Annotated in this window: 10 protein-coding genes, 1 tRNA gene and 1 pseudogene; 10 read left to right on the forward strand and 2 right to left on the reverse strand. The window is 32.6% G+C overall.

Annotation, left to right across the window (positions count from 1 at the left end; translation table 11 throughout):
- Positions 1-9: 9 nt before the first annotated feature.
- The 3 genes from rplI (at position 10) to Q0R51_RS06890 (ending at position 2,208) form a co-directional block, all read left to right on the forward strand.
- On the forward strand, positions 10-465 hold the full coding sequence (rplI, locus tag Q0R51_RS06880; RefSeq protein WP_294757617.1) for a 50S ribosomal protein L9: 456 nt from the start codon (positions 10-12) through the stop codon (positions 463-465).
- 36 nt (positions 466-501) lie between these two features.
- The gene (gene dnaB / locus Q0R51_RS06885; RefSeq protein ID WP_294757619.1) at positions 502-1,881 is read left to right on the forward strand and encodes a replicative DNA helicase; all 1,380 of its coding nucleotides are present in this window, start codon (positions 502-504) and stop codon (positions 1,879-1,881) included.
- 168 nt (positions 1,882-2,049) lie between these two features.
- On the forward strand, positions 2,050-2,208 hold the full coding sequence (locus Q0R51_RS06890; RefSeq protein WP_110445323.1) for a CsbD family protein: 159 nt from the start codon (positions 2,050-2,052) through the stop codon (positions 2,206-2,208).
- An 82-nt stretch (positions 2,209-2,290) separates the two neighbouring features.
- Here Q0R51_RS06890 and Q0R51_RS06895 read toward each other — a convergent pair whose 3' ends face one another.
- Both Q0R51_RS06895 and Q0R51_RS06900 read right to left on the reverse strand, forming a co-directional pair.
- Positions 2,291-3,490 (reverse strand): DUF2974 domain-containing protein, encoded by a 1,200-nt coding sequence (locus Q0R51_RS06895; protein ID WP_294757622.1) that lies wholly within the window; start codon positions 3,488-3,490, stop codon positions 2,291-2,293.
- A gap of 116 nt (positions 3,491-3,606) precedes the next feature.
- Positions 3,607-4,308: an MgtC/SapB family protein gene (locus Q0R51_RS06900; protein ID WP_046323985.1), complete on the reverse strand. Its 702-nt coding sequence runs from the start codon at positions 4,306-4,308 to the stop codon at positions 3,607-3,609.
- Between the two features lie 152 nt (positions 4,309-4,460).
- Here Q0R51_RS06900 and Q0R51_RS06905 point away from each other — a divergent pair.
- The 7 genes and pseudogenes from Q0R51_RS06905 to Q0R51_RS06935 form a co-directional block, all read left to right on the forward strand.
- Positions 4,461-4,533 (forward strand) — tRNA-Thr (locus Q0R51_RS06905).
- A gap of 624 nt (positions 4,534-5,157) precedes the next feature.
- On the forward strand, positions 5,158-6,276 hold the full coding sequence (locus tag Q0R51_RS06910) for an ABC transporter permease (protein WP_294757624.1): 1,119 nt from the start codon (positions 5,158-5,160) through the stop codon (positions 6,274-6,276).
- Positions 6,273-7,514, forward strand: coding sequence for a tellurium resistance protein TerC (locus Q0R51_RS06915; RefSeq protein WP_294757626.1), 1,242 nt, complete (start codon positions 6,273-6,275; stop codon positions 7,512-7,514). Before Q0R51_RS06910 ends, Q0R51_RS06915 begins: the two co-directional genes overlap by 4 nt.
- 11 nt (positions 7,515-7,525) lie before the next feature.
- Positions 7,526-8,395, forward strand: a complete 870-nt coding sequence (locus Q0R51_RS06920; RefSeq protein WP_046323988.1) for an ABC transporter ATP-binding protein — start codon at positions 7,526-7,528, stop codon at positions 8,393-8,395.
- Positions 8,396-8,759: 364 nt separating this feature from the next.
- On the forward strand, positions 8,760-9,968 hold the full coding sequence (locus tag Q0R51_RS06925) for an adenine-specific methyltransferase EcoRI family protein (protein ID WP_294757629.1): 1,209 nt from the start codon (positions 8,760-8,762) through the stop codon (positions 9,966-9,968).
- 6 nt (positions 9,969-9,974) lie between these two features.
- On the forward strand, positions 9,975-11,135 hold the full coding sequence (locus Q0R51_RS06930) for a DUF262 domain-containing protein (protein WP_294757631.1): 1,161 nt from the start codon (positions 9,975-9,977) through the stop codon (positions 11,133-11,135).
- Positions 11,136-12,148: 1,013 nt separating this feature from the next.
- Positions 12,149-12,583, forward strand: a pseudogene (locus tag Q0R51_RS06935) (cell filamentation protein Fic); the annotation flags it as partial.

Consider the following 12,583-nt stretch of genomic DNA (forward strand, 5'->3'; position numbering starts at 1 on the left):
GAGAGCACAATGAAAGTTATTTTTACTAAAGATGTTAAAGGCCGGGGCAAACGTGGTGAAGTTAAAAACGTTCCTGATGGTTATGCCCAAAACTTTTTATTTAAGAGAGGTCTAGCTAAAGCTGCAACTAAAGCAAATATGCATACTTTGGCAAGAGTAGCTGCTAACGAAAAGGCGGCATATGAAGCTGAAAAAGCTGAAGCGGAAAAGATTAAGTCTGAACTAGAAAAGGATGAAACAGTAGTTAATTTCAAGTCTAAAGCCGGTTCAGATTCCAGACTGTTTGGCTCAATTTCTGGTAAAAAGATTGTTGAAGGCTTAGAAAAGCAATTTGGTATTAAGATAGATAAGCGCAAATTAAACCTGCCTGAACCAATTAAATCCTTAGGATACACAAATGTACCAGTTAAGTTATTTAAGGGCGTAGAAGGCAAAATTCGCGTTCATGTCACCGAACAGGATTAAACTGTAGTTGAATTCTGAAAAAAGTGGGCGTAAGTAATGGATAATATTGTCTCACAGCAGATACCACATGATGACGAAGCGGAAAAAGCCGTTCTAGGTGCAATTTTTATTGATCCTGCTGCAATAGCTGATGCCAGTGCAGAGGTTCAGCCAGAAGATTTTTATAAGAGAGCAAATCAGTTGGTTTTTCAGGCTATGCTTGATTTATCTGACCATGAGGATGCAATTGATCCGTTAACGCTGCAGGATGAACTGACTAAGAAAAATCAGCTTGATGATATTGGTGGTATAGCTTATGTTTCCGAGCTGGCTATGGCCACGCCGACGGCTGCTCACGTCACTTATTATGCTAAAATTGTTCACCGTAAAGCTTTATTGCGGCGCCTGATTTCTGCCAGTCAAAAAATCATTACGAATGCAATGCAGGATTCCGATGATGTCACCGACATTTTAGATAATGCCGAAAGTGAGATTATGAATGTCTCGTCGGAAAATAATGCCAATGGTTTTCGTAATATCAAGGATATCGTTAACTCTACTATTGATGAAATTAACAACATTCCTGAAGATGGTAATATGGTTACGGGTCTACCAACAGGATTTGTGGAACTCGATAAGATGACCACCGGTTTTCATGATGATGAACTGGTAATTGTGGCAGCACGTCCCGGAGTAGGAAAGACTTCCTTTGCACTTAATGTTGCCCAGTATGTCGGCTTGCATACTGATAAAACTGTCGCAATGTTTTCCTTGGAAATGAGTGGGGAGCAGCTAGTGCAGAGAATGCTGGCTTCTGAAGGCTTAATCAATTCGCAACACTTGCGTACTGGCCAACTGGATGAAGACGAGTGGCCTAAATTAGTCACTGCATCCGGCTCTTTGGCAACAGCCAATATTTATATCGATGACACACCGGGAATTAAGATGAGTCAGATTAGGGCACAGTCTCGCCGTTTGGCTAAAGAGAAAGGCAATTTAGGCTTAATTGTAATTGATTACTTGCAGTTAATTGAAGGTCCGCACAGTGAATCACGCCAGCAGGAGGTTTCAGCTATTTCACGGCAATTGAAGAAATTAGCCAAGGAGCTTCATGTACCTGTTATTGCTTTGTCGCAATTGTCGCGGTCAGTTGAACAAAGGCAGGACAAGAGACCTGTCTTATCTGATATTCGTGAATCCGGCTCAATTGAGCAAGATGCCGACATTGTCTCTTTTCTTTACCGTGATGATTATTACCGTGATGAAGAAGAGGGCGAGGAAAATAAGGAAGTATCGGCTGAAGATGATAATGGCGAAGTTGAGGTTATTATTGAAAAGAACCGTTCAGGTAGCAGGGGAACAGTGAAATTAATGTTTTCTAAACCCTATAATCGCTTTTCTAATCTCGATTATAGTCATGATCAGCCTAATGAATAAGAAAGAATAAAAGCCATGGTGATTTATAGTAAAAAGCTATGGCTTTTTACTTTTTTATATCTTTTGACAAAAAATAAGGCGTTTTTAATGACAATAATTATACAAAATTGTACTATTAAGGTGTGAATAGAAATTTTTCGCTAATTTTTTGGGAAAGGATCGATTAAGATGGCTGATAAAGGTTTTAAAGATAAAGTAGCTGGCAAAGCTAAAGAAGTCAAAGGCAAAGTTCAACAAGCTGCTGGCGACGTTAAAGATAAGGCACAAGAAGCTACTGAAAACGTCAAAGACAAAGTCGATGACGTTAAGGATAAAATGAAGAATTAATTTTTTTAATTAATAAATAAAAAGGAGATTGAGAAGACTAACGGTTTGCTCAATCTCTTTTTTGGGTTACACATGAAACAATTTATCGCAATTTACGGCGAATACTCTCTGGTAATTTTAGATTCGGCCGATCAGGATCATAAAATTCATAGAACACTGGAGCCTTATTAGAATCATTACTTTTAGGATAAAGGTCGTAGTTGCTGGCCATTAAGGGCAAAGTCATATTCTTTTTGTAGGAATTCCAGATATTGCTTAACACTTGAGTTAATAACTTTCGTTCTTGGGGTTCAAGGGATAAAAAGGCACGACCAAAGCGGTAGGTTCCTACTATTTTGTTACTAGTTAGTTGGTTTAATTCATCAATGTCATAATTCTCAAAAGCCTCGAAAAGATCAGAAAAGGCATCGTTTCTTTCTTGATCGGGAATCGAATTATTGAAATTAATTAGAGCATGTCTGATCACGCGGCTACTGGAAGAAAGACCATCGGCTAGAGTAAAACTGTCGCGACCTACTGACCAGCGGCGAGGGTCATGCTGGTTGCGCATTGGTACGGTACTTTTGACAACCAGAGTTTGTTCCGGATGGTCAAGCATTGCACCAAAGATTGAACCTTGAGGGATGTAGGTTTTCATTTTAGACATAGAAGCAGTGAAACCAGGACTCGTGTATACCTTATGGAAAAAGCCCGGTCCGTCGAAACTAATCGCCTTGATTACCCGCTTTTGAATTTCAGGCTCAACTGCACATAAAGCAAATTGAGCAAAGTTACCTCCTTTTGAGTGGCCTAAAAGGTAAATTTGTTGGTCACTAAATTTATGTGCTATTTTTGTTAAATATTTAGCTGCCACCTCCTGACCATAAATCTCAGGCAGGTAATTCATACCCATATCTTCATTTAAACCAATCATAGTGCCATCAGTTCCGCGAAAGACGACAGCAATGGTTTTTGTGTCAATAAGAAAGGTGGCAGCAGTAAATTGTAACGGGTGAGGTTCCTTTTCCAGTCTGTCTGTCCAATCTAGAATCTTGATGTTGCCGATTCTAGGACTTTCCGGTAACAACATAACTTCAGTTGCAGTCTCGGCATACATTTGATGTTGAAAAGAAGACAAGTTCCGCAATTTTTCCGCTACTTCTCCTAGAGTATGATTGGTGGCAGAACTATCGGCCGGCAAATAAGCAATAGATGACAGCAGTGAAGCATCAACACTATTAAATGGCTTTTCTTTAAAGCTTAAGTCACCACGCCAGCGTAAATAATCCAAGGGTCCGGCCATATAAATTCTCCTTTCGTAATAAAAGTTGATATTAATATTGTAGTAAGTTTGTTCACCTATGATAAAAATAATGCAAAAAAAACAATAGAATTAACTATTGCTTAAAAAATATAACTTTATTTATCTATACTAGCAATACTGATCCGCTTGATGTCAGGATATTTGCGCAGAGCCATGATAATATCATTTTCATTAATATTATTATTGATGATGCCGTCTACAAAAAAGATAATTCTTTCATCACTGACAAAAAGAATCTTGACAGAAACATTTTCAACATGATTTGTTTGCAGTTCCTGTTCGATGATATGCAAAATATTAGGTTTATTTACAGCTTCTATTTGAATATTAAACCTGATATGCATGATGATTTTGTCAATGATAGTATCATCGTGAAACATCATCTGAATGACGAAAAGGAAGGCAGTAGCTAAAATTCCGATAAAATAAAGGCCAGAACCAATTGCCATTCCGATGGCTGCCGTAGCCCAGATACCCGCAGCTGTGGTTAAGCCGGAGATCTGTTGCTTTTTGATTAAAATTGTGCCGGCACCGATAAATGAAATACCTGAAACTATCTGCGCAGCAATTCTGGAAGGGTCCAGAGCGACATCAGACATTTTTAGTAAATCGCCAAAGCCGTATTTTGAAACTATCATAAATAGCGCAGACGAGAAGGCAACTACAATATGTGTCCGCACTCCAGCACTTTTTCTTTGAATTGCGCGTTCATAACCGATCAGTGCGCCACACAAGGAGGCAACTAAAATTCGTAGTACCCAGGGGAATTCGGCGCTAATCGAGGCTAAATTTGCCATTACATCCACTCCATTCTGAATCTATCTTTATATTATACTCTTAAAAAGTTTACCAAAGCTTAGTTATAACAAAAACTGAGAAAAAGTCAAAAAATGCTTGCGTAAACTAGTAGAATATGTTTTAATTAATATCGTTGTCGAGATATGACAATGCTGACTTAGCTCAGTTGGCAGAGCACGTCATTAGTAATGATGAGGTCGGAGGTTCGAATCCTCTAGTCAGCATTCAGAAGAATAAAATTGGTAAAATGACCTTGATATATCAATGTTTTCTGTTGGTAAGTTAAGGTTATTTTTTGTTTATTAAAGATAATTATGCACACAATACGGAACAAGTTTTTAGCTGTGTTCCGCGCAAAAACTTTTAGGTAGGCATTATGGCTCATATAGCAGGCTTTTTGCCCGCTTTTTTGTGCACTAAGTTTAATCAAAATTATAAAAATGTTATTGAAATATTAAATTATGATAGTATAATTAAATAGTAAATTTTAAAGAACTAATAATTCTTAAGATTTTAAAATATTTGTTTATGAGTTAAAACTAGAAGATCATAGGTAAAGATAGGATCTGCTTTGTTAGATTTAAAGGTTGAAGAAAGTTAAGCTATTTCATAGATTAAAAAGGCTATGTCAAAAACTATTGGCATATGTACTCGGTCATGTTTTAGTCCATTGTAACATACTGCAACCTTAGATAAATCTACAAATTTAATCAAATCTCTTGGGAATAATAGCTAAGGGATTTTTTACAAATCGGAAAGTAAATTATATTAACTCAATTCTAAATATAATGACTCATAAAATAAAATGGCAAACAGGTTAGTTGTTTTTATACTAAAAGGTGGTTATTATGAATCGATACTATTTTAAAGCTAATTTTAAAATTGCAATAAAATCGAAAAAGAACTTTCTTTTAGTCTGTTTATTAATAATTTCTATGACTTTCTTCCTCTTTGTAGTTGAAACTCAAAAAATTGGCGATGGCTATCGTCAATGGCGGGACTACTATGAATCTGTACAAGTAAATGAAGATTATTTTGATGGTAGTTCTCTTCGTCAAAAAAATTATAAACAAACTTATGCAAATTTATGCAAACAATCAGCTTATATTGCTGTTTTGCAAAATGGTGAAGTGTTTTCCGATCCACAGACTTATTTAAGAGGATCGGAAAATCTAATTGAGACAATGCTTGACGGTTATAAGAATAATTATAAAGGTGCTAAAACTCTTAATGTGCCGCCCAAATATGAGCTTTACCAAAAACTGGCTACATATAAATACCTTTATCAACATCACATTCCAGTTGTGATGAACTCTAAAGCATCTTCAACATATTTAGTTTATATTTTGTCCATGTTAGGAAGCCTTATTTTCCTTTATATTCTTTTTATTTCAAATGATGTTTGGATATTGAAATTACGACATAGCAGTCTTTTGAAAAATATTCCTTATAGAAATAAAGATGAAATTTCTGGGAAAACTACAATCAATATTGTCTTAACTATCATCCCTGTGTTAATAGGAATTGTAGCTGCATATATTTTTGCGGGTGTGCGTAATGGTTTTGTTACGTTAAATTATCCTAATGTATTTTACTTTAATAAAATTTTCGCAATACCATTATGGGCTTATTGTTTATTATTTTTGGTATATGTTGTTCTGCTTGTATTATTTACCACATCATTGACTTTATTTCTTAATCAACTAACTAAGAATGTTTATTTAACAACTTTAATAGGGATGCTAGTTTGTGCTATTTCTTATCTTCCTGGCACCATTAGCAAATATCTTTTTTGGCTACCATCATCATATCTAAATATTACTAATGTTTTTAATGGAACGGTAGCTAATACAACCGAATTGAATTTCTTAAATTGTTGTACTGGTGCACTAATATTAATGATTTGGTCACTAATATTAATGAGTTGTTTTAGTTATTTGGTCAATAAAGGGAGGAGAGTAAGATGAGATGGCATTATTTTATTTCTCAATTAAAAGCCTTTTTTGTTAATCCTAAAAATATCGGATTATATATTGCCACTGCTTTGTTATCTCTATATTTTGGCCTGGTAAGTGTACCTAATCATCATGTCATTAATCGTGTTGATCCATACTCTATTCAAAAAGAATATAAGAATGATACTGCCTTTCTTAAAAGTGCTAAAAAACAATATGCAAAAACAAAAAGGCCGGGGCTTAAGTTTGATCCAAGTGTAGGTGCAAGAGATGCGATTGCAACATATCCTACAATACTTAAATATGATAAAAAAAGATTAGCAGCATTAAAAGCAAATGACTGGAAAGAGTATGCTTTATATTCTAGTAAGTGGTACAAGTATGTTGATAATTTGATCTTCGTTGAAGAAAATCAAAATTATATGTATCCAGTTGAGTATGGACATAATGGAATTTATAAAGAAAATGGACATTATGGCTATCAACAAACTTATCACCTTTATAATGCACTTTTAGCTAGTAAAGCAAAATTAAATAAGAACGTGTTGGAAGAAAGAACAGCACTGCAGCGAATTCAAAACTCTTTATCTGGTTGGACAACTTTAATTTTAATAATAATTGTTATCTTTTTTGCAGCTGATATTCTTACTAATGATTATAAATATCGTACGGTAGTAAAAAATATTCCCCTAAGCAAGAGTACTATCTTGTGGCTAAAAACCGCAGTAGTTGAGATTGGCGTCCTGCTTAATTTCTTGATGGCGTTTATTATAGCAGTAGTATGTATTGCTCCCAAATATGGACTGGGATCATTTAATTTAAGGACTACTTTTTATATGGGAAGACTATATTTTAAAGTGCCATTTACTTATTTAACGTTAGGAACGTATTATTTGCAGCTGAGTATTTTTGCAATACTGATTGTGTTTATATTTATCCGTTTAACACTCTTGATATCTTTATTAAGCAGAAATGAATATGTTGCAGAAATTATTTCCAGTTTATTTGCGGTAGCTGGGAAGGTACTGTATTTCTCATCGGGAATGGGTTTTGTTTATCCATTTTTACAATATTTGCCAACCACGTATTTTACAATTGGTGATAGCCTATCTGGCAACTTATCTTATTTAATGGATACTCCAGGATGGGGCTTCAATGCCGGAATTGTGCCGTTAGTACTAACAGTTTTAGCTATTGAACTAGTTATGTTGTTAATTTATAGGATAAAGAAAATACCTTTAATTAAATGAGGTGAAATGCAATGTTAAAAATTAATCATTTAACTCTAAATTTTGGTGAAAAAAAGATTTTTACTGATTTATCCCTTGCTTTTGAAAAGGGACAAATCATTGGATTAGTTGCACCCAATGGTACAGGTAAATCTACTTTAATTAATATTATTTTGCATAATCTTACACCTCAAAAAGGTTTTGTTGAATATAATGGGATGCGCTATAAAAATGAGCATGATATTGTTAAATTACATAAACAGATATGTGCTTTTCCCGATCAAAGTGAATTATTTCCATTTATGACTGGACGAGATCATTTAAAACTTTATGCGGACTTATGGAATAAGCCTGAAAAATCCGTTAATGGAATTATCGACGAACTGAATATGAGTAGTTATGTTGATCATAAAGTTGAAACTTATTCATTAGGAATGAAGCAACGTTTATGTTTTGCAATGGTTGTGGCTGCTGATACACCTGTTATGTTATTAGATGAGGTAATGAATGGACTAGATCCCCAAAACGTAGCATTAATTTCAAAAGTGCTTGTTAATTTAAAAGAGAAACAAAAGCTAATTATTATGGCTTCACATTTATTATCGAATTTACAAACTTATGCGGATCGAGTCCTGTTTCTAAAAGATGGAGCTATAAATAAAGATTTTGATAATAAAAAGCCAGATAAACAATACTTGAAAGTTGAAAAAACTGAAGAGCTTATGGGATTTCTAAGTAATTTAAAGTATGAAGAATTACCCGATAACTTAATCTTGATACCTATTTCTGAAAATAATCAAGATGACCTAAAAGCATTATTTTTAGAACTATTACAACACCATATTCAATGCTCAATAGGAAGAATAAGTATTGAAGAATTATTCGACAAAATTTATGATTAAAATAAATGGTCTAAAAAATATATTGACATTTAATTATCAATAAAGATTACACCTTGAGTAATTCAATTATTGTTTTAGCCGTAACAAGACTGTGAGATGTACATCTTCAAAACAATGTTTTGGTCTTTAAATAGTGAGAACAAATTAATATATTTACTAAAAGAGGACAAAAACCTTATAAAAATATTGAGTAGAGTTAGTATTTATTATAAGGAGCAAGAGTAAGATGTCCTCTTTTTTATGCAATAAAAAACTACTAGCAGCTTATCACAGGGATAAGTCATTGATAGGATAAATTATAGAACCGTTTTTTTGCGTACACTTTTGCTGTAAAATGAATTTATGATATTTATGAGGTGTTTTAATGGCAAATCAAAATTTGACCAATGCTAAAAAAGATAAAAAAGATGAATTTTATACCAGATGGGAAGAAATAGAAAAAGAAGTTAGTGCCTATATTGAATATAATAAAGATGTTTTTAAAGGAAAGACTATTTTATTACCGGCAGATGATCCATTCGAAAGTAACTTTTTTAAATATTTTGCGGTTCATTTTAATGATTACGGGCTAAAAAAGCTTATTGCTACAAGTTATGATTCTAGTCCTATTGTTAATCAACAACTTTCTTTATTTGGAGATGATGAAAAAGAAAAGAGAGCAGGTAAGGCTTATAAAATAGAATTAACCTATGTAAATGACTTTGATAATGATGGCGTTTTTAACATAGAAGATGTGGAACAGGCTCTCCAAGCTGAAAAATTAAATTTGAATAGTTCTAAAGGATCAAAAGTACTTAGCTATTTACATGGTGATAAGGATTATGTTCCTGGAGATTTCAGAAGTAAAGAGGTAACAAAACTCCGCGATGAAGCTGATATTATTGTTACCAATCCACCGTTTTCATTATTTAGAGAATTTATGAATTGGGTTGAACCCTTAAGACGTTGTGTCTTAGTAATAGGCAATTTAAATGCTATTACTTATAAAGAAATTTTTCCTTTAATAAAAAATAATAATTTATGGCTTGGGGCTACAAACTTTAATACCGGAATGTATTTTAATGTTCCTAATAATTTTGAATATAAAAAGTCTTATCATTTCTTAAAAGAAATAGATGGTCAGAAGGTTAATCGTGTTCCTGGTGTTTGCTGGTTTACTAATCTTGAGCATGGGAGAAGACATGAACCCTTATCATTGATGTCTATGGCAGACAATATAAAATTTAGTAAACATAAGCAGGTTAAGGATCATCAATATCAAAAATATGATAACTATGATGCTATCGAAGTACCGTTTACTGATTCTATTCCCGCTGATTATAATGGCATCATGGGTGTTCCTATAACTTTTTTAGATAAATATAATCCTAATCAATTTGAAATATTAGGCATGTGTGAAAATAAAGACTTATATCACTTAAAAACAAGAGTTTTCACTACAGAAGAATGTCATCAGGCTTATGAAGCTAAATTTCATAAGAAAGGGACGTATGACTTAAATGCTTCTGGAGTTATAAACAAAGATGGAAGATTCGAAAAGGTTTATCAAAGAGTTTTGATAAAAAGGATATAAAATAATATGCAAACTACATTAAAACAATATAAAATTAGTAAAATAGTAGATGGATTCGTTTACAATGAGTACGAAGGAAAAGGGTTGTTTGGCTTATCTGGTAAATTAACAATTCAACCAGAGTATCAACGAAATTATATTTATGCTGAAAAAAATCGTGAAGAAGCAGTTATTGATTCGCTTTTAAAAGGTTATCCGTTGGGACTAATTTATTTTAATAAAATTGGAGAAGACAAGTTTGAAGTTTTAGATGGTCAGCAACGTATAACCTCAATTGGTAGATTCACGAAAGGCAAATTTGCTATCAATATTAATGGTAATGAAACTTATTTTTCAGGTTTAAGTCAAGATCAAAAAGATAAGATTATGAATTCCAGTTTATTAGTTTATATTTGTGAGGGTTCAGAGAGTGAGATGAAGGAATGGTTTAAAACTATCAATATTGTAGGTATTCCACTTAATTCTCAAGAATTATTAAATGCTATTTACTCAGGGCCGTTTGTCACTATGGCTAAAGAAGAGTTTTCTAATAGTCAAAATGCAAATATTCAAAAATGGAGTGCATATATTAAAGGTGTAGCTAATAGACAAGATTACCTTAGAACAGCATTAGATTGGGTTAGCCAGGGTCGTATTGATGAATATATGTCTAAGCATCGCTATGATTATGATATAAATGAATTAAAATCTTACTTTAATACTGTTATTGATTGGATTTCAGGAATATTTATTACAGTAGAAAAACCTATGAACCAGCCTAATTGGGGTGAACTATATGAAGAGTATCATAAGAATGCATATGACCCTAATAAAATAAATAAACTTGTACAAGATTTAATGGCAGATTCTGATGTTACAAAAAAAGCTGGAATTTTTGAGTATGTCTTAAGTGGAGAAAAAGATCCTAAATTATTAAATATTAGAAAATTTTCGGATAATGATAAAAGAACAAAATATAAGTCTCAAACAAATCAAGCTAAAAAAGAGGGAACTTCTAATTGCCCAATTTGTAACACTGATAAAAATTATAAGCATACAGATTATATTTGGAAGTACAAGGAAATGGAAGGAGATCATATAAAGCCTTGGTCCGAAGGCGGAAGAACTGAACTTTCAAATCTCCAAATGTTATGTAAGCATCATAATAGTATGAAGTCTAATTATTGATTTACAAAAAAACTAGGTTTTTGCTAAATTTGAGTAAAGAAAAACTCTTTTATAATACATTGTATTATACCTATATCATTCATGAAAGATGTTACTGGTAATTTGAAAGCAAGTACTAAAGGCTATTTTGACATAGTAATAGTATTACTTCAGTTTTATAAAAATATACTATTAATTTTATTTTGTTGATTTAAGATTTGTTTGATGCTATTATTAAGCAACTAAAAATTTATAAAATAATAGTCTGCACAATTTTATTAGAAACGTTTTATAACTAGTAACTTGTTTTATGACTTAATGCTGCTACTGGACTTTTAATGTATTAATCTTAGGGGGTTTTTATGAAAGAGTAAGGTAGTATGATGAAAGTATATTTTTTAGCTTATAGCAAGTGTGATAGTTCTTCTGACATTGCTTATAGCAAAAATCAGATTACTGTACATAAACAGTCTTTTTATTAATTATTTTAATCTTTGTTTTAAAAAAGGGATGTGAAAAATCATGAATTATTATAAAGCCTTTGATGCTGGAAGTAGTATATATCTGGTTGCTTTTATGATTGATTATATTATAGAGCTGTTTAGTATTAACAGTTCAGGTATCAAGACTACCGCATTAGGACTGAAAATAATTACGAATATGAATGAGCATTCCTTAAACACTACTTTTTCATTAACATGGGGAATATTAATTTCGTATTTAGTATTTATCTTATTTTTTATGTCTGCCTTTCATTTCTTTAAAAAGATAAAAACCAGATGACTATATGGCAATGTGAGCTTGAATAATAGTCTTATTCAGAAGAATCATTTACTCTGATTGGCCTTGATTTATCAGCATTTTACGCAGATAAGTTAAGGCTGATTTTTTGTGTAGTAATAAATATTTTTCGGTGCAATAAACAAATTTACGGTGTAAAATAATTAAATTTTGCACCGATAATCTTTTAAATGCACTGATACTTGGTATAAAATATGTAAGAAGAAACTAGTTTCTAAAGGAGACGTAATACTTTGAAAGTTTTTGATTACCAAACTTTAAATGGTTTGAAATTAACCACAAAGATAATTGAAAAACTCAATCTGATCTATGAGTTGAAAGGTAAAACGGATCATATCTCCTTAAGTGCGAAAGACATAATGGATAAGCTGTTGGTAGTCGCAAAGATTGAGAGTACAGACTCGTCCAATCGAATTGAAGGAATTGCAACAAGTGACGTAAGGCTTAAGAAATTAATGAATCAAAAAACGACTCCGAAAAATCGTAGTGAAGAAGAAATTTCCGGCTATCGTGATGTTTTAGCTATAATCCATGACAATTATAAATATATCAAGATCACTCCTAATAATATATTGACATTACATAAGCAATTATTTAATTTTACTGAAAGCAGCTGGGGTGGTCAATTTAAGGACATTGATAATGCAATTATTACTACCTTTGCAGAT

Source organism: uncultured Lactobacillus sp. (genome assembly GCF_946477725.1).
In the GTDB taxonomy this organism is placed as follows: Bacteria; Bacillota; Bacilli; order Lactobacillales; family Lactobacillaceae; genus Lactobacillus.

What these genes read in the sequence shown, in the direction of transcription:
- rplI (WP_294757617.1), top strand. Translation starts at nt 10, where the DNA reads ATGAAAGTTATTTTTACTAAAGATGTTAAAGGCCGGGGCAAACGTGGT.
- dnaB (WP_294757619.1), top strand. Translation starts at nt 502, where the DNA reads ATGGATAATATTGTCTCACAGCAGATACCACATGATGACGAAGCGGAA.
- Q0R51_RS06890 (WP_110445323.1), top strand. Translation starts at nt 2,050, where the DNA reads ATGGCTGATAAAGGTTTTAAAGATAAAGTAGCTGGCAAAGCTAAAGAA.
- Q0R51_RS06895 (WP_294757622.1), bottom strand. Translation starts at nt 3,490, where the DNA reads ATGGCCGGACCCTTGGATTATTTACGCTGGCGTGGTGACTTAAGCTTT.
- Q0R51_RS06900 (WP_046323985.1), bottom strand. Translation starts at nt 4,308, where the DNA reads ATGGCAAATTTAGCCTCGATTAGCGCCGAATTCCCCTGGGTACTACGA.
- Q0R51_RS06910 (WP_294757624.1), top strand. Translation starts at nt 5,158, where the DNA reads ATGAATCGATACTATTTTAAAGCTAATTTTAAAATTGCAATAAAATCG.
- Q0R51_RS06915 (WP_294757626.1), top strand. Translation starts at nt 6,273, where the DNA reads ATGAGATGGCATTATTTTATTTCTCAATTAAAAGCCTTTTTTGTTAAT.
- Q0R51_RS06920 (WP_046323988.1), top strand. Translation starts at nt 7,526, where the DNA reads ATGTTAAAAATTAATCATTTAACTCTAAATTTTGGTGAAAAAAAGATT.
- Q0R51_RS06925 (WP_294757629.1), top strand. Translation starts at nt 8,760, where the DNA reads ATGGCAAATCAAAATTTGACCAATGCTAAAAAAGATAAAAAAGATGAA.
- Q0R51_RS06930 (WP_294757631.1), top strand. Translation starts at nt 9,975, where the DNA reads ATGCAAACTACATTAAAACAATATAAAATTAGTAAAATAGTAGATGGA.